The organism is Coleofasciculus sp. G3-WIS-01 (assembly GCF_040223135.1).
Taxonomy (GTDB): Bacteria; Cyanobacteriota; Cyanobacteriia; order Cyanobacteriales; family Coleofasciculaceae; genus Coleofasciculus.
In genome coordinates, this window is record NZ_JAVJZI010000041.1 from 1 (window position 1) to 21,553 (window position 21,553).

General features: G+C 45.5%; 18 protein-coding genes and 4 pseudogenes. 14 read left to right on the forward strand and 8 right to left on the reverse strand.

The window, feature by feature from the left end; genetic code table 11:
- From RIM23_RS04245 to cruG, 3 genes and pseudogenes are all read left to right on the forward strand, one after another.
- A pseudogene (locus RIM23_RS04245) lies at window positions 1-447 on the forward strand (hypothetical protein); the annotation flags it as partial.
- Entirely contained in the window at window positions 444-1,382 is a 939-nt protein-coding gene (cruF, locus tag RIM23_RS04250; RefSeq protein WP_446364738.1) for a gamma-carotene 1'-hydroxylase CruF, read from the forward strand. The pseudogene RIM23_RS04245 and the gene cruF, both read left to right, overlap by 4 nt.
- A 43-nt stretch (window positions 1,383-1,425) precedes the next feature.
- Window positions 1,426-2,598 carry a 2'-O-glycosyltransferase CruG gene (cruG, locus tag RIM23_RS04255; RefSeq protein ID WP_446364740.1) on the forward strand — a complete coding sequence of 391 codons (1,173 nt, stop codon included), beginning with the start codon at window positions 1,426-1,428 and terminating at the stop codon, window positions 2,596-2,598.
- A gap of 168 nt (window positions 2,599-2,766) precedes the next feature.
- Here cruG and rnhA read toward each other — a convergent pair whose 3' ends face one another.
- Together rnhA and RIM23_RS04265 are read right to left on the reverse strand one after the other, a co-directional pair.
- Window positions 2,767-3,666, reverse strand: a complete 900-nt coding sequence (gene rnhA, locus RIM23_RS04260; protein WP_446364742.1) for a ribonuclease HI — start codon at window positions 3,664-3,666, stop codon at window positions 2,767-2,769.
- A gap of 192 nt (window positions 3,667-3,858) precedes the next feature.
- Window positions 3,859-5,185, reverse strand: a pseudogene (locus RIM23_RS04265) (RNA-guided endonuclease InsQ/TnpB family protein).
- Between the two features lie 67 nt (window positions 5,186-5,252).
- Between RIM23_RS04265 and tnpA the strand changes: the two are divergent.
- The 3 genes and pseudogenes from tnpA to RIM23_RS04280 all read left to right on the forward strand — a co-directional run bounded on the left by tnpA (window position 5,253) and on the right by RIM23_RS04280 (window position 8,098).
- Window positions 5,253-5,657, forward strand: a pseudogene (gene tnpA, locus RIM23_RS04270) (IS200/IS605 family transposase).
- A 183-nt stretch (window positions 5,658-5,840) separates the two neighbouring features.
- On the forward strand, window positions 5,841-5,963 hold the full coding sequence (locus RIM23_RS04275) for a hypothetical protein (protein WP_446364744.1): 123 nt from the start codon (window positions 5,841-5,843) through the stop codon (window positions 5,961-5,963).
- A complete protein-coding gene (locus tag RIM23_RS04280) occupies window positions 5,960-8,098 on the forward strand; it encodes a DNA polymerase III subunit gamma/tau (protein ID WP_446364746.1) in 2,139 nt (712 codons plus the stop codon). Before RIM23_RS04275 ends, RIM23_RS04280 begins: the two co-directional genes overlap by 4 nt.
- Window positions 8,099-8,231: 133 nt before the next feature.
- Here the strand turns inward: RIM23_RS04280 and RIM23_RS04285 are convergent, their stop codons facing one another.
- Window positions 8,232-9,650: a glycosyltransferase gene (locus RIM23_RS04285; protein ID WP_446364748.1), complete on the reverse strand. Its 1,419-nt coding sequence runs from the start codon at window positions 9,648-9,650 to the stop codon at window positions 8,232-8,234.
- Window positions 9,651-9,788: 138 nt separating this feature from the next.
- On the opposite strand from RIM23_RS04285, the gene RIM23_RS04290 reads away from it, so the two are divergent.
- Window positions 9,789-11,021 carry a bifunctional sterol desaturase/short chain dehydrogenase gene (locus RIM23_RS04290; protein WP_446364769.1) on the forward strand — a complete coding sequence of 411 codons (1,233 nt, stop codon included), beginning with the start codon at window positions 9,789-9,791 and terminating at the stop codon, window positions 11,019-11,021.
- A 95-nt stretch (window positions 11,022-11,116) separates the two neighbouring features.
- Here the strand turns inward: RIM23_RS04290 and RIM23_RS04295 are convergent, their stop codons facing one another.
- Together RIM23_RS04295 and RIM23_RS04300 are read right to left on the reverse strand one after the other, a co-directional pair.
- Window positions 11,117-11,560: a GtrA family protein gene (locus tag RIM23_RS04295; protein WP_446364750.1), complete on the reverse strand. Its 444-nt coding sequence runs from the start codon at window positions 11,558-11,560 to the stop codon at window positions 11,117-11,119.
- A gap of 139 nt (window positions 11,561-11,699) precedes the next feature.
- Window positions 11,700-11,861, reverse strand: a pseudogene (locus RIM23_RS04300) (NAD-dependent epimerase/dehydratase family protein); the annotation flags it as partial.
- 258 nt (window positions 11,862-12,119) lie between these two features.
- On the opposite strand from RIM23_RS04300, the gene RIM23_RS04305 reads away from it, so the two are divergent.
- Entirely contained in the window at window positions 12,120-14,654 is a 2,535-nt protein-coding gene (locus RIM23_RS04305; RefSeq protein ID WP_446364753.1) for an AAA-like domain-containing protein, read from the forward strand.
- Window positions 14,655-14,712: 58 nt separating this feature from the next.
- On the opposite strand, the gene RIM23_RS04310 is transcribed toward RIM23_RS04305, so the two are convergent.
- Together RIM23_RS04310 and RIM23_RS04315 are read right to left on the reverse strand one after the other, a co-directional pair.
- On the reverse strand, window positions 14,713-15,609 hold the full coding sequence (locus RIM23_RS04310; protein WP_446364755.1) for an alpha/beta fold hydrolase: 897 nt from the start codon (window positions 15,607-15,609) through the stop codon (window positions 14,713-14,715).
- Between the two features lie 172 nt (window positions 15,610-15,781).
- Window positions 15,782-16,762, reverse strand: a complete 981-nt coding sequence (locus RIM23_RS04315; protein ID WP_446364757.1) for a DNA-methyltransferase — start codon at window positions 16,760-16,762, stop codon at window positions 15,782-15,784.
- Between the two features lie 194 nt (window positions 16,763-16,956).
- On the opposite strand from RIM23_RS04315, the gene clpS reads away from it, so the two are divergent.
- Window positions 16,957-17,244 (forward strand): ATP-dependent Clp protease adapter ClpS, encoded by a 288-nt coding sequence (clpS, locus tag RIM23_RS04320; RefSeq protein ID WP_446337092.1) that lies wholly within the window; start codon window positions 16,957-16,959, stop codon window positions 17,242-17,244.
- A gap of 22 nt (window positions 17,245-17,266) precedes the next feature.
- A complete protein-coding gene (locus RIM23_RS04325) occupies window positions 17,267-18,085 on the forward strand; it encodes a CPBP family intramembrane glutamic endopeptidase (RefSeq protein ID WP_446364759.1) in 819 nt (272 codons plus the stop codon).
- A 153-nt stretch (window positions 18,086-18,238) separates the two neighbouring features.
- Here RIM23_RS04325 and RIM23_RS04330 read toward each other — a convergent pair whose 3' ends face one another.
- Window positions 18,239-18,469 carry a DUF3134 domain-containing protein gene (locus RIM23_RS04330; RefSeq protein ID WP_446364761.1) on the reverse strand — a complete coding sequence of 77 codons (231 nt, stop codon included), beginning with the start codon at window positions 18,467-18,469 and terminating at the stop codon, window positions 18,239-18,241.
- A 63-nt stretch (window positions 18,470-18,532) separates the two neighbouring features.
- On the opposite strand from RIM23_RS04330, the gene RIM23_RS04335 reads away from it, so the two are divergent.
- The 4 genes from RIM23_RS04335 (at window position 18,533) to RIM23_RS04350 (ending at window position 21,467) form a co-directional block, all read left to right on the forward strand.
- Window positions 18,533-19,117: a PAP/fibrillin family protein gene (locus RIM23_RS04335; RefSeq protein ID WP_446364763.1), complete on the forward strand. Its 585-nt coding sequence runs from the start codon at window positions 18,533-18,535 to the stop codon at window positions 19,115-19,117.
- Complete coding sequence (locus RIM23_RS04340) at window positions 19,114-19,917, forward strand: PD-(D/E)XK nuclease family protein (protein ID WP_446364765.1); 804 nt, start codon at window positions 19,114-19,116, stop codon at window positions 19,915-19,917. The genes RIM23_RS04335 and RIM23_RS04340 overlap by 4 nt, the downstream gene beginning before the upstream one ends.
- Before the next feature lie 357 nt (window positions 19,918-20,274).
- Complete coding sequence (locus RIM23_RS04345) at window positions 20,275-20,700, forward strand: hypothetical protein (RefSeq protein WP_446354396.1); 426 nt, start codon at window positions 20,275-20,277, stop codon at window positions 20,698-20,700.
- An 83-nt stretch (window positions 20,701-20,783) separates the two neighbouring features.
- Window positions 20,784-21,467 (forward strand): ComF family protein, encoded by a 684-nt coding sequence (locus tag RIM23_RS04350; RefSeq protein WP_446364767.1) that lies wholly within the window; start codon window positions 20,784-20,786, stop codon window positions 21,465-21,467.
- Window positions 21,468-21,553: the final 86 nt, after the last annotated feature.

The following is a 21,553-nucleotide window of genomic DNA, read 5'->3' on the forward strand; positions in this document are numbered from 1 at the left end:
TATGTGGCTGAACAATTTCAGCGGTTGCGGGGATTAATTAAAGTCTCGCCCTTTAATCGGACTCGCAGTACTTGGCGCGTGGAACAGGTGTTAGTTACTCCTGATCAGTCTTCTCGATCAACTAATAAACCCGCCAAACTCCAAACGGGCACCGCACTATTGCGCCATTGCTTCGAGACCATCTGGGAAGCCCGCACCTGGTTACTAGAAGTCTATATCCATAATAAAGATACCCTGGCGCTGTATCGGCACAACGGATTTCAACCCCTCACCCTGATCATTCACACAGGGGTACTAGGGACTTTTTTCGTAAACATTTGTAAACTATTAATCATTGCTGCTTGTATACCCGCAAACCACTATTGCCTTGCTGCATGTGAATCGGAATGCTGTGTCTTGCCGCTAAGACAAGTTGGGGGTTTTCACCATTTTAGGAGTTTCTCATGAAGCAACTGATCAAAATTGAGCGCTTTTCGTTGATAGGTCATATTGGGGCTATGGCATTTGGACTGGCAGGTTTACTGCTGGTTTTGCCTCACCCGGAATGGATTCTCAGCTTACCACCACAGGGAAAAACCTTTTTTCAATGGTCAATGGCTGGGGGTGGAGTGGTCTATATTATTTTGGGGGCAGTAGCTGTCGCGATTTATGCCTACCGAACTCTGGGACTGTGGCAATGGTTAACGTTCATGGTGCCGGCTATTGTCATTTCCTTGGCAAGTGAACTCCTGGGAACGAGTACAGGTTTCCCCTTTGGACACTATGGTTACTTAAATGGCTTAGGCTATAAAATCGCCGGTCTTGTCCCGTTTACGATTCCCTTATCCTGGTTTTATGTAGGATTGGTGTCGTATCTATTGGCTCGTGTGGGGTTAGAGGCTAGAGTAGCGACAAACAAGTCAGTCAGTTGGTTGCGTCACTTCGGTGCGATCGCGATTGGTGCTGTCTTACTCACCTCTTGGGACTTCGTACTTGACCCCGCGATGAGCCAAGCCGCTGTCCCCTTCTGGTTATGGGAGCAACCGGGTGCATTTTTTGGGATGCCGTATCAGAATTTTGCTGGCTGGTTGGGAACAGGTGCTGTATTTATGACGGTCGCGACTCTATTTTGGCAGAAAACGCCAATGGCATTGTCTAGAAGCCAATTGGGATTACCCTTAGCCGTTTATCTGAGCAACTTTGTTTTTGCGGCTGTGATGAGTATCGGTGCCCAAATATGGATACCTATCGGCTTAGGCATTCTGTTAGGTGTTGTTCCCGCCGTGGTATTGTGGCGGATGGCAACGGCTGCACCGACACCGAATACCGTTGAACAATCACTACGCGATCGCACTCCAGAGGAGAAAGTGCCTGTAGCATCTATGGGAGTTTCACCTAAGTAATCAGGCTCTCCCTACCCCTCCACACCTCGGCCCATCTGCTTAAATGATATTTGCCCTCATCCTATTACTGATCCAGATCCCCGCTACTTTAATCCTGCTCTCACGCCTGCTCAAAGGTCCAGGGCGTCGTCCTCCCGTAGAAGCCAAGCTCCCTACCCCCGATCAGTTGGGGGCGGTGAGTGTGGTGGTGCCTACACTCAATGAACGAGAACGGCTCAATCCTTGTCTAACAGGCTTAAGTCAGCAGAGTTACGAAGTACGCGAAATTATTGTGGTGGATTCTCACTCCACCGATGGCACACCGGAGTTAGTCAAAGATGCCCAAATCAAAGATCCGCGATTTCGGCTGATGACCGATGACCCATTGCCACCGGATTGGGTAGGACGTCCTTGGGCATTACATCAGGGCTATTTGCACAGTTGTCCCGATAGTCAGTGGATTTTGGGTATAGATGCGGATACCCAACCCCAACCTGGATTAGTGGCGGGGTTAATTCATATCGCTGAAACCTTAGGGTTTGACCTGGTGTCTCTATCACCGAGATTTATTCTCCAGTATCCGGGGGAATGGTGGCTACAACCGGCGCTGCTGATGACGTTAGTCTATCGATTTGGTCCGACAGGTATCACTAGCAATCCCGCCGAACGGGTGATGGCAAATGGGCAGTGTTTTTTATGTCGCCGACAGGTTTTAACTCAACTCGATGGTTATAGCAGCGCCAAGGGTTCATTTTGTGATGATGTGACCCTAGCGCGATATGCCGCCAAACAGGGATTTAAGGTGGGGTTTTTGGATGGTGCTAACGTGCTCAAAGTTCGTATGTATGAGGGCGCTTGGGCTACCTGGCGGGAGTGGGGGCGATCGCTCGATTTAAAGGATGCTTCTAGTCCGGGTCAACTCTGGAGTGATGTATGGCTGCTGCTGAGTACTCAGGCGTTGCCTCTACCTGCCTCTTTAGTGGCTTTGGTGAGTTTGAGCCTGGGTATATCTTCACCCGTCCTCATGAGTGTCCTAGGGTTAAATCTAGGGTTACTGGTAATGCGCTGGGCATTAGTTGGCGCGATCGCTCGTTCTTATGATTTCACTCCATCCTCATCCCCCGCATCTTGGCTATTCTGGCTCTCTCCTTTGGCTGACCCCTTAGCGGTGCTGCGGATTTTCCTATCCGCTAGGCAAAGACCAAAACAGTGGCGGGGGCGGATTTATGGGAGTTAGGAATGGGAAGATGGAGTAAATGAGGGAGATGAGGGAGTCGGGGCGGGCGCGAGTCGCATCCCTTGTGAGGTCAGAAACGATAATCGTCAAAAGAGCCCCCTACAGGCTCAAAACTCACGCGCTATGCCCTATGGGCGAAGTGAAGGTCAAAACGTCCCCAATCCCTAATTACTCTTCATCACCCGATCTAACTTGGTCTACCCGTTCTAACTGCCAGAGAATCTGATTGCCTTCACGCCGCACTCGCGAGACAATCCAGTTGCGCCAGGGCCAATGATCTCCCCGACTGGTGACTGCACTGGCATTGATATCCATTAAATCGGCTAGTTCGGAACTACTAATTAGATAGCCCTCACTAGCGATTTCATCAGCAATGCGTAGGGTTTCGATTAAGTTTCCCAGTTGAGCAACTCTAACTTCGCGGGGTAACTCGTCATTGGAACTGTTTGGTGAATCCGGTACATCTATCATCGGTTTTTCAGAGGTAGGAAGGACCTGTGGTACATCTTTGTAAACTACCTCAAAAGTGGTCTTTTCATCTGATACCCCTGTTACGGGTGTCTTCTGGGTAGGGGTGCTGGAATTACCAAAGTCCGACAGTTGTGTTAATCTTGGAGATTTACCGTGGGCAAAAGCATTAGCAATTTGATCACAACGCTCATTGCCTTGATTACCACTGTGTCCCCGTACATGTTGCCAAGTGACGAGGGAAGAATTGACCGCATCTAGTTTTTCCCATAAATCTTGATTTAAAACGGCTTTTCCCTGAGAGGTTTTCCAGCCTTTGTTTTTCCAGCCCTTAATCCATTTAGTAATGCCGTTCTTGACGTATTCACTATCCGTGTAGAGGGTAATCGGGTGAGTGTTTCCCGATCTCTGAAGCAGCATCAGGGCTTCAATCGCTGCCAAGAGTTCCATCCGGTTATTGGTGGTTTTTGTCGTCGCCCCCCCTATTTCATGGACAGAACCATCGGTAAAATACACAACCGTACCCCAGCCACCCGGACCTGGATTGCCAGTACAGGCTCCATCAGTATAAACACTTTTGATTTGACGAGTTACAAGCATTGTTTTGCATTATGAGTAGACTCCTAAATGGTTTTAGCAGAGTTCCTACCCCATCGGCACAACGGGTGATCAATGAGTTTTGAGTCTGTAGGGGCGGGTTTTACTGATAACGTTCCCGATAAAGCCACTACCTGAACTAAACCCGCCCCGACTCATCCTTCGCTTCGTTAGTCGGACTTGACACTCCCTGGTCTAAAGACACGGGGATTCTGCTGACAGAGTAGACTGCGGCAAAGCCCACAATCTCACTCTCGCTACGGTCGTCAAACACCGTCTACCCAGTCGGTTTAGGTCAATACCTAACTTTCTGGCTACTTTTCTTAAAATATTAGCACTGCCATTCAAGTCGGCATTTACAATTGAACCATCGCTACTACGATACAAACCGCGCTTTATTCGTCTTCCTGATGCTTTCCAACTGTCTGGTTTTTTACCAAACTTAGGTAGGGAGTCTCCATCTAGGTAGCTGGCTTTACTCGTGTAAGCTTCTTCTGTTACTTCTAAGCGAATGCCGTAAATCTCACACAATTGCTGCAATCGGTCTTTAAACTTACCCAAGGGCATTTGAACAAATTTTTGGTTGTTCAACCTACCCATATTGGCGTTTTCTTTAAACCCTTCGTTCCACCCCAGAACAATCGTGCTTATGCCGTATTTAAGGCAGTGATTGATAATTAAGCTTGCGGCTTTGTTGATACCATCTCTCATGCGGTGATTGCGTTTACGGGTCACTCGGTCAAGAAAGGCATCCCAGTATCCTTGCGGCTTTCCTTCCTTTGTGGTAGATACCTGCTTATTCCAGTATTGGTTAAAGGCTTTCATAGCACGGGCATCAATCAGGAAGGAGTTGCCCAAGGTGTCAACACAAGCAGCTAGATTATCGGCTGTACCCAGGTCAATTGCTAATGCTTGGTCGTCCATCCCTACGAACGTCTCCTGCTCTTGTTGTTCGTAGGAAGCTTCTAGGTAGAAGACACCGTTTTTAGGCAAAATAGTCCATTCTTTGACTTTGGTAATATCAAGGTTACTTGGAGCGGGTAGCTTGAAGCTGTCAATTCCGAACCAGCGCTTAACACTCAAGCCCAGTGAGAACTGAAGTTGACCGCCAACTAGCTTGGGCTTCTGTCCCCCTGAATTGGGATAAGCCACCTTGAACAGCTTTGACCCTTTCAGGTAGCTGGGTGGTTTGGGTTTATTCGGCAATTTTCCTTTGAGCCAAACCTGACGCAACCCTTTGTAGGATTTGAACGCTGTACTCGACACTTAGTAGTGTTTGCTGTGCTGGTGTTGAAGGTAGAGACTGGGCGATTTGACTCTTTCCTACGCTTTGCTCGTAAATCAAGTCAAACTTTCCAGTCAAGAGTTTGCTGGTCTTGAAAAATGTCTGACGGGCAAAGTACACACCCATGTTGTAGAGTTTCCCTGACTGTTCGCACAGGTACTCCAAAATGGCTTTTGTTTCTTTGTCGGGATGTAACAGCATTTGCTGTACACCCCTAGGCTTTTTGTTTTTAGCCATAATTTGGCTTGGTTGTTGCTGTCTCTATTTTCATCGACAATGGTAACAACAGTCAATCAGGAAATAAATGCGAAAAAATTCATACGAGTACAGGCACTACAACCACGCTATCGGATTGTGCGTGGTTCACCTGGTCTGGATACCTAAGCGACGAAAGAAAGTGCTACCATCCAAGATTCGTGATAGAATATTTGAGATATTCAGCGAATTAGCCACAGAAAAAGGTTGGCACATTAGAGCGCTTGAAGTCGCGCCAGCTCATATTCACTTGTTTGTTGAGATTCATCCAACAGATGCGATTTACCAAGTAGCAAAAGCCTTCAAAGGACGGAGTGCCAACTATCTCAGGAAGTAGTTTCCAGAACTCAAAAAACTCCCCTCTTTGTGGACAAATAGTTACTTCTTTTCAACCGCAGGCAACGTCAGTGCAGCAACTATTCAAAGATACATCAACGACCCTCATCATAGTTAAGAGATACAAGCGGTTAAAACCGCTGCCGTGCGTTCCTCCCCGGTCTGAAGCTTGCCCGATAAGCGAAGCGAAGGGACACGGAGTTTCCCGCAGCGGAGGAGTTTTGATGATTTTGAGTTAGGATCTCAAGTAACAATGATAGATAGTACAATTGTTCATCCTCCCCCTGCTTCCAGACGCGCCATGGCACGTCTCTACATTGCTTCCCCTGCTTCAAGACGCGCCATGGCACGTCTCTACATTGCTTCCCCTGCTTCAAGAGCTCCCCCATATCTCCCAGAACCCTTACATCCTGAAGTCGCGTGAGTTACGAACCCCTCCATCACAAATATCGCCCTCAGACGTTTGCCGATTTAGTCGGTCAAGAAGCGATCGCGCAAACTCTCACGAATGCTATTGTTCAAGAGAAAATAGCCCCAGCTTATTTGTTCTGTGGTCCCAGAGGTACAGGTAAAACCTCGTCAGCGCGGATTTTAGCTAAGTCCCTTAACTGTCTGACTACCGATAAGCCAACGCCTCAGCCTTGCGGTACCTGTGACGTTTGCCGCACAATCGCTCAAGGAACTGCCCTGGATATCACCGAAATTGACGCGGCGAGTAATACGGGTGTGGATAATATTCGGGAAATCATCGAACGCGCCCAATTTGCCCCGGTTCAATGTCGCTATAAGGTGTATGTGGTGGATGAGTGTCACATGCTTAGCAGTGCGGCGTTCAATGCATTACTCAAAACCTTAGAAGAACCGCCGAAACATGTTGTTTTTGTCTTAGCTACGACCGATCCCCAACGAGTTTTACCCACAATTATTTCTCGCTGTCAACGGTTTGATTTTCGCCGCATTCCGTTAGCGGCAATGGTCAAGCATCTTCAGGTTATTGCCACCAAAGAAACCATAAATATTACAACGGATGCAATTACCTTGGTAGCACAAGTGGCGCAAGGGGGATTGCGAGATGCCGAGAGTTTGCTGGATCAACTCAGCTTGTTAGCCGGAGAAATAACCATTGAGTGTATCTGGGATTTAGTCGGGGCAGTACCCGAACGAGACTTGCTAGCATTGAGTCAAGCGATCGCGAGTAATAATGCTCAAGTCGTTCTCGATTGTTGCCGCAATTTAATGGATAAGGGACGAGAACCTTTAGTTGTGCTGCAAAATTTAGCCGGATTTTATCGGGATTTACTTATTGCGAAAACTGCACCCAATCGTCAAAATTTAGTGGCTGTCACACCGCCTACCTGGAAACAGTTATGCGAATTTGCTCAAACTTTGGATACTGCGGATATTTTACGCGGACAGCAACACTTAAAAGCCAGTGAAGTACAAGTAAAAAATACAACGCAACCGCGCCTATGGCTAGAAGTCACCCTGTTAGGTTTATTACCCGACGCTCTACGGGTTGAACCCGGGGCAACTCAGACGCGATCGCACCAGCCACCGTCACAGGTTAGCCAACCCAAAACAACCCAGCCGCCAGAACCTCAACACCGGGCTCAACCTGCCTCCCCACCCCCTGCTGCGGCGAATCAAACACCAGCCGCGAAACCCATTTCCCAAATTCCTGAAACTCAACCGCCACCCCAGGTAAAAGCATCGGAGTCACCGCCTCCATCTTCCAATAACGGGACAGTTTCCGCCGTTCCTGTTCCTGAACAATCGGCTGATACAGAACAAATTTGGCAACAGATTATTGAAAATTTGCGACCCATTAGTGTCAAAGAGTTCTTGCGTCAGATGGGTCATTTATTGAGTTTTGATGGAACAGTGGCACAGATAGGGTTCACAACTAAACCCTTATTACAGTATGCCAAAAATAATCTGCAGAATATTCAAGCAGCATTTGAAGCTGTGTATCAAAAACCTATCAAAGTAAACTTCACAGTTATAGGGGGTAAATCGGCTAAACCAACGGCTGCGAATCGGGAAGTTGTTACCCCTTCAGAGTCTAACTTGTCGTCAAATGTAGAAGACGAGACGCCTAAGGAAGATAAGAGAGATCAGGGAGATAGAGAAGATAGAGGAATGGTTATTCCTCAAGCCGAACGTCATATACCCCAACCGAATCCAACTCCGTCTGATAGGGCTGAGGAAAATATGCCAATTTCCCTACCTCAATCTTCAATATCAGCACCTGTAGAACCTATAGATACTGGAGACTGGGATGAGGAAAAAATACAGGATGCGGTAACGACTCTCAAAAACTTTTTCAATGGGAATGTTATTACTCTAGATGACGAATTGAATATGCCGGAGTTGGAGGCGAGTTCATCTACAGAGGACACAAAGCCAATGCATTCCCTTCAATCTCAGTCGTTTAATGATACGGCATCAACGGCAATTCAAGAGAAACCAACCCAGGGAAAAACGCCTAATAACTCTACTCTACCCTTTCATAGATCTGATACATTAAAATACGATGATGATGGTGATATCGCGTTTTAGTCATTTGTCAAGGGAACAGGGATAAGATATCACTTAGTAGGGGCGGGTTTAGTCACTTATGGGCGCACCCGAAAAGATATTAGTTAAAGTGAGCCCCTACACACGCGCCAGGTTCGCTGAACGAAGCGAAGGGTCAAAATTCAAAGCTTTCCTTCCCCGTGCCTTGATGCACCGTTTTCACCCATTTTAATCGCTTGGGACGCACAGACATGCGAGCCGTTGTTGCTGACATCACCACCATCCAATGCAGCATGTATAGAACACCGCGTACTGTTTGCAAGGCATTGAGAAATGCAGTGCCGACTGTCAAAGGTTCATCCCGTTGAATCCGACGCAATCCCGTAAACATACCGATGAAAGATAGAGTCAGCGCTAATCCTGTAATCGGACTATACAGAGGTAAACGAGAGCGAAGCAGCGCCATTAAACAATCAGGTATAGCTGCCGTTGGCAATAGGTACTGAATAATTAAAAATGAGAATAAATCGATAGTTTTGCCAAAACCCAAACGATTACTCGCAATCAGACGCCAGTAATCTAGATAACGCTGATATCCCCCTTCTGCCCAACGACTACGCTGATGCCACAGAGATAGGGCGCTAGTCACCCCTTCTTCATCCACCGCCGGGAATTCCAGGAAACGAATATTCCATCTATCTAGGTGTAGGCGTATGGTTAAATCCAGGTCATCGGTAATGGTTTGCTCATTCCAGCCGCCACAGCGTTCTAATGCCAAACGGCGCACAAACTGACCATTTCCCCGCAGTTCACCAATTCCATCAATGGCAGTTCGTTGCTGTTGGAAATAGCTATCTAGCGCCATTTCTGCCATCTGTCCTTTTGTCCAGAAATTCAGGGATGCATTCGCGATTGCTTTTCGTACCTGTACCGCCCCAACTTTCGACTGATGAAAGATTGGCAGCACTCGCCGTAGCAGATCTGTGGTCACATGAGCATCGGCATCAAATACGCCAATAATTTCCCCTTTTGTCAGGGGTAATACCTGATTCAACGCTCCGGATTTACCCCCTGTCGCGTTCGCATCGCGATGAAATACATTTAACTGATCGTATTCTGCCGCGAGTTGCTCTAAGAGGATGGGGGTTTTATCGGTACTGTGATCATTAATTACCCAGAGTTCGCAGCGTTCTTTGGGGTAATCTAAATTGCACAGCATCCTCACCAGGTTCTGAATCACCGCCTCTTCATTTTTAGCCGCCACCAGTAAGGACACATAGGGAAAATCAGCCGGATTGTCTCCCTGTAGTGGTTTCGGCACTCTGAGGGGTCGCGCCACTAATACCCGTATCGCCTGAATACCCAACAGGGCGGTTAAACCAAAGACTAACCAAGAACCCCAGGATAGAAGATGCAGAGTAATTGTCCCACCCCAAATCAGGGTTAGCGCCAACGCTGCTTTGCGTCGTCGCCCTTCGAGTCCCTGAAAGAAAAAGTCACTTTCAAAATCATCTTCAGACCACTCAGACAGCAGAGAGCTAAGGGGATCAAGCTCACTGCTATGATTATTTTCTGTCCAGGAGTTCTCTGGCATAAGCTCCTTGATTTCTCCACCCACACAAATTGTATCTAATTGTATCTTAAATCGTTAATTTTTTTATACTTTAAGGAGTATGCTCTAGTATTTTAACGTTTGCTGGTTGTGAATGGGTGAGGATCTAGCTTGGGTATGATGTCTTTTGTGACTACAGCAGCATGGGGACTGGGTTCTGTCCTCTGGGTGGAACTAATCCGCGATTTTTATCACATCCTGTCCCATCAGTGGACGCCCTTATATCGGTTGCATGTCTGGCACCATCGGGTGTTCAAACCGGATTTAACGCCGGTTAGTGAGCAAATTTATCGCCAAGCTCATTGGTACAATGATTTACCGGAATCCCTGGTCATGTTGCTGTTTAGCCTAGGGCTGTGGGGGGTAGCTTATATCTGGACACAACCCCATTGGGTGGCTTTGGCAGGTGTTGTCTATACCTTAAGCTTTTTAGTCGGTGCGATCGCACGGGGGAGTGGACTATCCGGTGCGGATGAATTAACCGATTTAACCCATCGTCCCGGACTATTCTTTACTCCTCCCTCGAACTGGACGGTAAATCGCCCCTATCATTGGCGACATCACTTTGATAACCAAAAGGCTTATTATTGTGGCACATTGACCTTCGTCGATAAACTTATGGGTACCGCGCTATCCCTGAAAGGCAAAACTGTCGCCGTTACCGGGGCGTCTGGCACATTGGGGCGATCGCTGTTGTATCATTTGCACCAACGAGGGGCTAAAGTTATCGCATTAACCTCAAAGTCAGACCCAATTATTTTAACCGCAGAGGGCGAACCGCTATCGGTAAAAACGATAACTTGGCAGGTGGGAAACGAATCTGACTTAACGGCTGAGTTAGAATCGATTGATATTCTGATCCTCAATCATGGGATTAACGTCCATGGCGAAAGAACCCCTGACGCGATCGCGAAATCTTATGAGGTGAATACATTCTCCAGTTGGCGGTTATTAGAATTATTTTTGCAGACCGTTCGCACCAATCAAGATATTGCCCGCAAGGAAGTTTGGGTCAATACTTCAGAAGCCGAAGTCAGTCCAGCCGTCAGTCCTCTGTATGAATTAAGCAAACGGGCATTAGGGGATTTAGTCACATTACGCCGTCTCGATGCGCCTTGTGTGGTACGGAAACTGATTTTAGGACCGTTTAAGAGTAATCTCAATCCCATTGGCGTCATGTCTGCTGATTGGGTGGCAAAACAAATTGTCAACTTAGCGGTTCGAGATGTACGGAATATTATCGTCACGATTAATCCGCTAACGTTTTTAGCCTTTCCGATTAAAGAGTTTTTTGTCAGTCTGTATTTCCGACTCTTTAGTCGCAAGGTAGCAGATGTTAGTAGGTTGACTTGACATCCTTACTGACTAAATAAAAAGTTATCGTGGGGGTCTTCTGACCGAATCTGATAATTGGGCGCACGTCGGTGCGCCCCTACTATTTGTTGTAATTACTTTTTAAAAATTATTTTATCGCAAACGAAGTAATTTAATATTGATCCGATTAGAATCCCCGTCAAAGTATTAATTGTATAATGAACATTTAACCAATCTAATATAGGAAATATCAGAAAACTACGAATACTTATAGCAACTCCTGATGAAATATGGAACAGAGGAAGTTCTTTCCCTAAGACAACTCCCAGCCTCCACGTACCTCCTGACCAAACCCAAATCTTATAGACAAAGAACGTGAATATCAATGAAACTTCAATAGCTAAGACATTGGCGAGATTACGCAGAACAGGTGTATTAAGTCCGAACCCTTCAATTAGGATATAAATAAGTATAACGTTGAAGGCGGCTGTGATCCCACCGCAGAAAAGAAACCTAACTATCTTGTTTCGGAAAAATTTTCTCAAAATTGAAGTGGCGGCTAAAAGCTTTAAAGTCATTTTGCTTCTCAAATTATCAATATATGATTTAGACAAGACTATCTGAATAAATTATTATTTTCCGTAAATTGGTTGCGTAATTAACTTTACTTATCAACTTCCCGCTTTACTTAATGAGATATTACAGTTCATGTCTATAGTCTTGAATGCCTAAATTCCGGGTATCCAGAATAACGACTTGATAACCCGCCTCCTTTAAGGCTTGCACGGTATGAGAGCCGATATATCCAGCTCCCCCTGCAACTAGGAGGGTTGGTGTCTGTTGAGAAGCAGTAGCCCACGTTCTATATTTTTGGTACACTCGGTTTTGAGCTAGAAGTCTTATAGATTTGTATTCTTATAGACTTGTATCATACATTAGGTGCTAGTTGATGCATAAGGGACTACTTTATAAAGTCTTCACACTAATCCCCAAATTATCAGGTTCTTATGAAGATTTCATAAAGTTAATTCATTGAGTGTGGTGTATAAGTTATCAGTCCTGGGAAATAGAACAATTTAGGATACAATCCTGTCAGAGGTAAATTCCGTATTTTCACCGACACCCCAGGTGCGTCCCATGATTGCCGTCCAAAACTCAGTCTATGAGTATCAAGTTGGGGGTTGTCTACCCATTGATGCTCCCACTTACGTCGTTCGACAAGCTGACAATCAACTCTACGAAGCGCTCAAAGCCGGCGAGTTTTGTTATGTCCTTAACGCTCGCCAGATGGGAAAATCGAGCTTACGGGTTCGCACAATGCAGCGCCTGAACCAGGTGGGGTTTGCTTGCACGGCGGTTGACTTGAGTGCGATCGGATGCCAAAATATTACTCTAGAACAGTGGTATGCCGGGATTGTTTACACCTTAGCCAGCAGCTTCGATCTCATGGATGCTGGTGAATTGGAAACCTGGTGGTCTACTCGCCAGACTCTTTCTATTGTGCAACGTTTTAGAACGTTTATCGATGAGGTCTTACTCCGAGCAATTCCTCAGAATTTGGTGATTTTTTTTGATGAAATCGATAGCGTTCTCCGCTTACACTTCCCCGTTGATGATTTTTTCGCCTCGATTAAATCCTGCTATAATCAGCGCAGCAACAATCCCAACTATAAACGCCTCGCCTTTGCTCTCCTCGGTGTCGCCACACCTTCAGATCTAATTCAAGATAAATACCGCAGCACTCCATTCAATATCGGTCAAGCCATTGAACTTTCTGGTTTTCAGCTAGAAGACGTTCACCCCTTGGTGCAGGGATTAGTGGGAAAAGTCAGTCATCCTGATGTGATTATCCAAGAAATTTTAACTTGGACAGGAGGTCAACCTTTTCTCACTCAAAAGCTATGTAAATTAGTCCATCAATATGTCGAGAAGCAAGGTTTAAATAAAACCTGGGAGACGCGACAACCTAGCCTGCTACAGAGACTTTATCCCGCCAGAAATGTTCAAGCTAAAATCTCAGATTGGGTCGAACAACTGATTCAAAATCAAGTGATTAAAAATTGGGAGGCTTTTGATGAACCTGAACATTTAAGAACTATCCACAATCGCTTGAGCAAAGGTGGACAGAGTAATCCGGAAATTATTGATCTCTATCAGCAAATTTTACAACGTGGACAAATCGCGGCTGATGAAAGTCGCTCAAAAATGGAATTGCGGTTGACCGGAGTAGTGGTCAAGCAAAATGGCAAATTACGAGTCTATAACCAGATTTACCAGTCTGTCTTTAATCAACAGTGGGTTCAGCAGAACTTTCCTCATCTACCTCAACCTGTTTACGTTCTGAAAACGGATAACAAGGCGGATAAGCCGGACTTAGACATCCTCTCTAGTTTGGAAGTAGAACTCATCTACAATCACTTAATCGACTGTGTGCAACGGGAGTCCCCGGCTCAGTTGATTGAGCGTTTCCGTCAATTGTTCATTCATGGTAATGGCTATCCTGAACCGACAATTTTAGCAGCACTCTACGTAATCACGGCGTCTAAACAGGCTGAAGAAAAATTTAAAAATATTCTCTATCGCTGCTGTCACATCCTGGTGAACCGTTGGCAAATGACGCCTAAACAAAATGTCGCGATCGCACATTTACTGGGTCTGTTCCAAAACTCCTACCAGCCTACCTCTAGCCGTTTGCGACAACTCGTGAAAACCTTTATCGACTCCGAAGAATATCGCAGTTTAAAACGTCTTGTGAAAGTAGTCGATGATTCAGTACCAAGTTTGATCGACTTGGAAGAGTATCGAGTCTTAGAATCTCTGGGGGAAGTGGTAGATGATTCAGCAAAGGGAGAGGAGGATTCTACACCAAAACCGAAAAAGTTAGCTCACTTAATTGGTCATTATCCCTTCTTATTCTCTTATTGTTTATTGAGTCAAGGCTGTTCCGAGGAAACCCAGCAAACCATCAAAAAACTGCAAGGGGAAAAACAGCAACGATTAGAGGACGAACTTTTGCAGTACGCTACTTATCTAGTTGAGGGAACTACATCCTCAGCTACAAATAGAGAGCAATTGGTGAACAATCCCACTCTATTGAATGATCAGGAATTGTATCTAGCACTGCAACAGTTTGGTGGAAAAGCCGAAAATTCATATACGTACCGTGAGTTGGCTCAAGACTTTCTTCACCAAACTTGCCGAACTCCATCTTATTCCCTGTTTAAAGAAAATTTATATCAATATCTAGTTACGTCGATCGATCCGAGCTATGGGCAACACAACTTTTATAGATTATTGAATAAGCACCTAACGAATACGCTAACTGAATGTAACAATCATAAAGTGGACACTTCTTTGATTGGAAAAACATGCAGCCAGTTGTTTGATTTGCTCGTTGTTGAAAGTAGGGAAAAACCCCAACATTATTGGTTTTGTGATTTAGTCGATAATCTGGGTTCTCTAAAAATGACAGTTTTACTGCTCAAAATTGTCCTGTTGTCTCCCCAGTTGATTCGCCCTGACCTTGAAAGACGCTTGGCTATTTTATTTAATCATTACGAATCAACACCGATTGAAGAGATTCTCTATTTAGTTAAATCGATGGAAAATTTAAACGTTGCGTTTATTGTCAATTTTGGCGTCAGAGATTTTTCATGGCTGAACCAGTATTAAATAGGAATTATGAATTTACTGTTCCCTGAGGAATGACATAAGACAAATGACAAAATCTTTAGCAATTTTTAATCACCCAAGACTTTAGTAGTTCATTCACTTGGTCGGGAACCTCATCATGGGGACAATGACCGGCTTGGAGATAGTATTCTGTCAGTTGAGGATAATACTGACGAAACTTTGCTCCCCGTTCTTTGGCATTCATCCAGGGATCACCTTCTCCCCATAAGAGTAAGAGGGGACAGCGTAAACTGGCAAGCAGCACATCGATTTTTTCCCCTTGGGGCGATTTGAAGACTGAAGCGAAGACTTTATGGGCTCCGCGATCGCACGAGGGGCGATAGATATCCTCTACCAGTTGGTCAGTAATAGCGCTGTGATCTAAATAGACTTGCTTGAGGGTTCTGCGAATAATTGCCCGTCGCCGCAGGTACTGAAACAACAGGAAACTCGCCCAAGGTTGCAATAAGAGACTTCGCGTCATGCTCTTAAACCCCTTTCGCCCTGAATTCGCGGACTCTGGAACCTTCGTATCGGTAAAAGGACCCGCACTATTGAGCAACACCACCCCCGCCGCCGTATCAGGACATTGCGCCGCCACACATAGCGCACAATAGCCACCTAAGGAGTTTCCTGCCAACACCACAGGCTGACCAATCACCTGGGTGATAAAATCATGCAACTGGTCTCGCCACAAATCACCACTATATTGCCAGTCCGGTTTAGCCGATCGTCCAAACCCTAATAAATCAATTGCCCAAACTTCAAAGTCCTGTTTGAGTTCAGCAATATTCTTGCGCCAGTGATCCGTCGATGCACCAAATCCATGGATAAGTAACAGAGGGGGGTGTTGCGATCGCCTTTCACCCGCTTTGACGTAATAAATGGACTGTCCTCGCCATTGCCAGTAGATGCCAGGAATGGTTGCTGTTGCTGCAACGGGGGTCGCCTGCATGGTTCTCGATAATGTTAAGTAACGTTAACTAATATAACGCAACCGTTAAGAAATAGGATCACTATGTAAAGGTGTAGGGGCGGGTTTCACTACTATCTCTTCGGTTGTACCCAGATGCGACTAAACCCGCCCTGATAGGCAGGTTTCGTGATTTCTCGTGAAAAGTCAGGGATTACCCAAGCGTTAACTGCTGGTGTTTGTTCGACTCAGTGGATATTTGCACATCAGCTTTCTCAGTCGATGTTTGCAGATGCGGCGACACGTTCAACGCCGCTAACTGAGGAATGGCGGTGCGACTCATCTGATAATAGTCTGCATATCGCTCAATCCCGATACAGCAAACGCCTAAGGCTTCTGCGGCGGCGACTGTCGAACCTGAACCCATAAAGGGATCAATTAAAATACCTTCACCTAAGGGTAAAACAGCATGAACAACTTGGCGTAAAAACGACTGGGGTTTTAAACTAGGGTGATTCGCAATCTCCCGTTCTTGACGCGGAGTCCGTTCACTAAAAATAACATCATTAAATGGATTACCATCCGGTGTTCGTCGTAAGCCTCCTGTTTTAAATTCTCGCAAACAGTCACTCACTTTCATTCCTGATGGGATAGGTTTTCGCAGAATTCCCCACGGCTCATAACATCCTCTCGGCATAGATGATACATGAGGAAACTCCTGTTCAGCATTTTTCGGGCGATCGCCGCCGCGCAGTGTTCTAACCAAACGAATTAATTCACCGCGAAATTCTAACCCTCCTTCAACGAGTGCTGAAAAAACTAATTGAGACAGAAAAGCATTACTAGCAACAAATACATGACCCCCAGGACGTAGTACACGCACGGCTAATTTAGCCCACTCAATAAAAAAACATTTCAAAGTAGTTCGCTCCTTCTGAGTCAGTGCTGTAAATCGTGGCAAAGGTGAGCGTTGATGTCCATCATAAGAAGGTGGAATTCTCCAAATCCCTCCTTTACCATTACTTCTTTTAGTAATTTGCTCTATGTCATATTCTTTTACTCCATAGGGTGGATCTGTTACGACTCCATGAATGCTGTTGTCCGGCATCTGCGCGAGCCAATCGAAGCAGTCTGCATGCAGGATTAAGCAGCTACCTATGGTTTCTGAGTTGTAGTTGAACGCCAGATTATGCATTATTTTACGTTATTTAGTCATACATCAACACTATAAGGATTGTGGAATTGAGTCAAGATTCGGCTATCTCTACTCGCCAAATCGGGTGATTGGTCTGATAATTGTTGAGTGATATAAAGAAAAAGCTAAAATGGGGAACTGTACCCCAGCAACTATTTTTTTGTAAACACTTGAACGAGAGGGAGATGCTAGCCGTGTCTGTGGAAACGATTGAGAAACGTTCAACGTCAACTGTTCGGAAACCCGCACCTCGCTATCGTGTTTTGCTCCACAATGATGATTTCAACCCGATGGAACATGTGGTGCAAGCCTTGATACAGACGGTACCGAGTCTGACTCAGCCGCAAGCTGTCAATATTATGATGGAAGCGCACAACTCAGGAATTGCTCTAGTCATCACCTGCGCTATGGAACATGCCGAGTTTTACTGTGAAACCTTGAAGAATCATGGCTTAACCAGTACGATTGAACCGGATGAATAGGGAGAGTTAAGCCCTGAACATTTTGAGACTGAACCTCCCGAAATTAGCACGATACCCAGCACCTGTGCGGCTGGGTTTGTTTGTTGTTACCCTAGGGCTATTTGGGTTACCTTTAGCTGCGCCAATCTACCTTTTAGTCGATGAGCCAAACCTAGTTACTATTCTAACGATGGCGCTATTGTTTGGGGAATTTCTAGCGCTACTAAAAGTTTGGGGGCGCTCAGTTTATGGAGAATCTCAACTGTTAAAGCAGTATGGGTTGTACTCCTCTCGGCGCAATGGGATAGACTTGCTCAATGGGTTAAGTATTGGTCTATTGTTTACCCTAGGCTTGTTTGCGTTAGAGGGGGGATTAGGATGGCTAAACTTTCAACCTCCCCCGGAACAACTGGGGCGGATTATTTTAGAAGGATTGGTTAGCGCTCTGGGTATTGGCTTAGCAGAGGAGTTAGTATTTCGGGGTTGGTTACTGGATGAGTTGGAGCGAGACTATTCTCCTAAACTATCCCTTTGGGCAAATGCGCTAATTTTTGCTACGCTGCATTTTCTCAAACCCATCGCAGAAATTATTCGCACGTTACCAGGATTTCCCGGATTAGTGCTGTTGGGATTAACCTTAGTTTGGGCAAAGCGAGGACAAAGGCGTTTGGGTTTACCCATTGGTTTACATGGGGGGTTGGTTTGGGGCTACTACATCATTAATGTGGGACAACTGGTGCAGTATTCGGGTCAAGTTTCTCCCTGGATAACCGGAGTCGATGGTAACCCGATCGCGGGATTTATGGGGTTAGCTTTCTTGATGGTGTTAGCTTTGGGGATCAGGGCGCGGGCTGTGAATTAAGCGATCAGGAGCATGTCACCTTTGTAGGTTGGGTTGAGGAACGAAACCCAACGCAATCGTTAGCCTGTTGGGTAACGCTATCGCTCTACCCAACCTACGAAAACATTTTGTGCAAAACTGACATGCTCCCTATCCTGATTTTATGCCCGTCCGTTAATCATCATCGGCTATATCATCATCATCGTCGTCATCATAATCATTGTCATCTACACCCATCAGTTCCGAGATTTCCTCTTCATCATCAGGGACATCCTCCTCAGTAACATCACGCGCCAGCAAACGATTCGTCTGTTCTAACCAATCTAAAACTGAGGTTTCACGCTGAACTGGAATGATGGGAGCGAGTTGCTCACGAGATTCTTCACGCAAAGAAGGATTATACATAGGAAGCTACAGTAAGTCGATATTAATGATACCATATTTAACAGTGGATTGTCAGGACTACAGATGGTTAACAAAGCCACATTACTAGAAGCGATCGCGGGAAAAAATCGGGGGTTATTGGCAACGGAAACTGAAAAAACAGCGATTTTGGCAGCCGTTGCCCAATTAGAAGACCGCAACCCCACGCCACGTCCTCTGGAAGCGCCGGATTTGCTCGAAGGGAACTGGCGATTACTCTACACAACCAGTAGCGATTTGTTAAACTTGGGTCGGTTTCCCCTATGGCAATTGGGTCAAATTTACCAATGTATTCGCACCGCCGACGCGAAGATTTATAACATTGCTGAGGTTTCTAGTTTGCCTTATCTAGAAGGAATTGTCAGTGTGGGAGCGCGGTTTGAACCTGTTTCCGAACGCCGAGTTAATGTCAATTTTGATCGGTCTGTTGTCGGATTACAGCGCTTAATCAAGTATCAATCTCCCACTAATTTTATCCAGCAAATTGAAACGGGAAAAAAATTCACTGCTCTTGATTTTAACATTCAAAGTCGAGAGCAACGGGGCTGGTTGGAGACTACCTATCTCGACGAAAATCTCCGGATTGGACGAGGGAATAAAGATAGTGTATTTGTCCTCACCAAACCATGAATACTGATCAATCTACGGTTTCCCTGACTCGCTTATCCCAAGGACAGCTCAATCTTTTAGAAACCTGTCCCCGTAAATTTCAACTGATGTATGTGGATCAGTTCGGAAGTCCTGTTTCACCGGAACAACAAGAACGTCTGACGTGGGGAAGTTACTTTCACCTGTTGATGCAACAACGAGAACTCGGATTACCGATAGACTCGTTGCTGAAGGATAATCCCCAACTCAATCATTGGGTTACGGCGTTAATGGATGCAGCACCCGATGTATTTACCCGCAATTCTCAAACCTTTCGGGATGCTGAACATTGTCGCACATTAAAGGTTCAAGGCTATTTACTAACGGTTATTTACGACTTATTTATTGAAGACGAAAAAAGCGCCCAAATTCTCGACTGGAAAACTTATCCTCTACCAACCAATCGTCAGCGGTTAGCCAAAGATTGGCAAACTCGCTTATACCGATATGTTTTGCTTCAAACTAGTGATTATTTGCCTGAGCAGATTTCTATGACGTATTGGTTTGTGAAGTCTAAACCCCGCCCCCAATGTCTTACTTTTGCCTACGATAGAGTACAACATGAAAAAACACAAGCGGATTTAACTGAGTTGCTCACTCGCTTATCAGGATGGTTACACCGCTATCAAAATGATCATATCCCGTTTCCCCAAGTGCCGATATCGGCGGGTAAATGCGATAACTGTAGCTTTGTGATACGCTGTCAGCGAACTGGGGACAGTGCGGTTGGTGATAATGATTTATTACCCAATTTGGCTGATATTGAGGAAGTATCCATTTAAGTTTAATGGCACTGACTTAAAGTTGGTGGGCAATGCCCACCCTACGCTATATCTGCTTCCGCTACATCAACGGTGATTCCGGATAGTCGTTCGTTGATTAGTAGGTATAAACGTAAAGCCCTCTAACTTGACGAAGTATTGGGGTTTGAAGACTAGCGTAACTAAGGATGATCTAATGGTGCAGGATCTAATGAGTTAAAGGATTGTAATCACTCTCTTTGAGAAATAAATAAGTATTGCATCTCGTCCAAATAATCATTAAACCAGGATTCAACTTCTACCTATTTCTATCCAGCTCTAAGTTTTTATAGAGGCTGGAATAAAGCTGTTTGTGAATTGGTAAGGGTTATAAGTTCAATGATTACAACCAACATTTGGCTGGTCTTTAGTTTTTACCTAGTTTATGTAATAATTAGCATTCCACTCTTTTTTATGACATCTGGCGGCTGGATGTCAATCTTTTTCTACATCGCCTTTACGGGATTGTTCTACATTGCGACGACAATCTTTTTGTTTTTTAGTGCGACTGCCCGGACTGCAAAGAGACGAATGAAGGTGAAAATAAAGGGAAACTTTCTAATCAGAATTATTGCGCTGCAAACCTTTGTTATTCTGTTTAATTATGGAACCTGCGGCGATAATATCTGCTATCAAGGGTTCTTGCCAAGTCTTTTGGAGGAAACAAATTTTCCAGTAATTTTCACACCGCCATTTGTGGTCGTTTTGTTTGCCCTTTTGTTGTATTTGGGGTTTTTGTCAATGTTTTTATTGGATGTGGCTTAAGGGAACAGGGAACAGGGAGAAAATGAGAAATTTTTCATGGTATAATAGTTAGCCTGAGTTCATGGAAAATTGAGAATAAAGAGATGAAAGGAGGAATCGGACAGTTGAGGAATAGCTTACTGTCTTTATTCCTGAAGTCAAACTGTCCATTATGCGATCGCGCCACTGATGCTGAATTGTGCCAATACTGTCAGCGTCAGTTACAACGCTGTCAACTGAAGCATCCGAGTCAATTCTGGCAAGGGGAGTTACCAATATTTGTCTGGGGAGATTATGGCGGCGCTCTCAAACGTGCGATCGCGGCGCTAAAATATGAGCATCACACTCAGCTAGCCCGTCCCCTGGGATTTTGGTTGGGTGAGGCTTGGCTAAAATCGGCGGCGGCGCAGCAGAGTAAAAAATTAACCGTGATTCCGATTCCCATTCACCCCAGCAAGCGACAACAACGGGGGTTTAATCAAGCTGAACTCCTTGCCCAGAGTTTTTGTCAATTTACAGGGTATAATTACCAGCCCCACGGTTTAGAACGGGTTCGGGAAACTGAAGCCCAGTTTGGCTTATCGGCAAAGGAGCGATCGCAAAATCTCACGGAGGCTTTTGCCGTGGGTAAGCGCTTTGGCAAACGTCCACCCCATTCACCTGTACTGATTTTAGACGATATTTACACCACAGGCGCAACAGCCCGTTCAGCCACGCAAGTGTTACGCCAGCAAGGAATCAGGGTTTATGGTATTGTTGCGATCGCCTCTTCTAAACAAGGACGATAGAGATGCAGATGCATTCGTAGGGGCGAAGCATTCGCGCCCAAATTGATCGGTTTTCTACCAAAGTTTCAACGCGAATGCTTCGCCCA

What these genes read in the sequence shown, in the direction of transcription:
- cruG (WP_446364740.1), top strand. Translation starts at nt 1,426, where the DNA reads ATGATATTTGCCCTCATCCTATTACTGATCCAGATCCCCGCTACTTTA.
- RIM23_RS04330 (WP_446364761.1), bottom strand. Translation starts at nt 18,469, where the DNA reads ATGTATAATCCTTCTTTGCGTGAAGAATCTCGTGAGCAACTCGCTCCC.
- RIM23_RS04275 (WP_446364744.1), top strand. Translation starts at nt 5,841, where the DNA reads ATGGCACGTCTCTACATTGCTTCCCCTGCTTCAAGACGCGCCATGGCA.
- rnhA (WP_446364742.1), bottom strand. Translation starts at nt 3,666, where the DNA reads ATGCTTGTAACTCGTCAAATCAAAAGTGTTTATACTGATGGAGCCTGT.
- RIM23_RS04315 (WP_446364757.1), bottom strand. Translation starts at nt 16,762, where the DNA reads ATGCATAATCTGGCGTTCAACTACAACTCAGAAACCATAGGTAGCTGC.
- cruF (WP_446364738.1), top strand. Translation starts at nt 444, where the DNA reads ATGAAGCAACTGATCAAAATTGAGCGCTTTTCGTTGATAGGTCATATT.
- RIM23_RS04340 (WP_446364765.1), top strand. Translation starts at nt 19,114, where the DNA reads ATGAATACTGATCAATCTACGGTTTCCCTGACTCGCTTATCCCAAGGA.
- RIM23_RS04305 (WP_446364753.1), top strand. Translation starts at nt 12,120, where the DNA reads ATGATTGCCGTCCAAAACTCAGTCTATGAGTATCAAGTTGGGGGTTGT.
- RIM23_RS04350 (WP_446364767.1), top strand. Translation starts at nt 20,784, where the DNA reads ATGAAAGGAGGAATCGGACAGTTGAGGAATAGCTTACTGTCTTTATTC.
- RIM23_RS04295 (WP_446364750.1), bottom strand. Translation starts at nt 11,560, where the DNA reads ATGACTTTAAAGCTTTTAGCCGCCACTTCAATTTTGAGAAAATTTTTC.
- RIM23_RS04310 (WP_446364755.1), bottom strand. Translation starts at nt 15,609, where the DNA reads ATGCAGGCGACCCCCGTTGCAGCAACAGCAACCATTCCTGGCATCTAC.
- RIM23_RS04345 (WP_446354396.1), top strand. Translation starts at nt 20,275, where the DNA reads ATGATTACAACCAACATTTGGCTGGTCTTTAGTTTTTACCTAGTTTAT.
- RIM23_RS04290 (WP_446364769.1), top strand. Translation starts at nt 9,789, where the DNA reads ATGTCTTTTGTGACTACAGCAGCATGGGGACTGGGTTCTGTCCTCTGG.
- RIM23_RS04285 (WP_446364748.1), bottom strand. Translation starts at nt 9,650, where the DNA reads ATGCCAGAGAACTCCTGGACAGAAAATAATCATAGCAGTGAGCTTGAT.
- RIM23_RS04335 (WP_446364763.1), top strand. Translation starts at nt 18,533, where the DNA reads ATGGTTAACAAAGCCACATTACTAGAAGCGATCGCGGGAAAAAATCGG.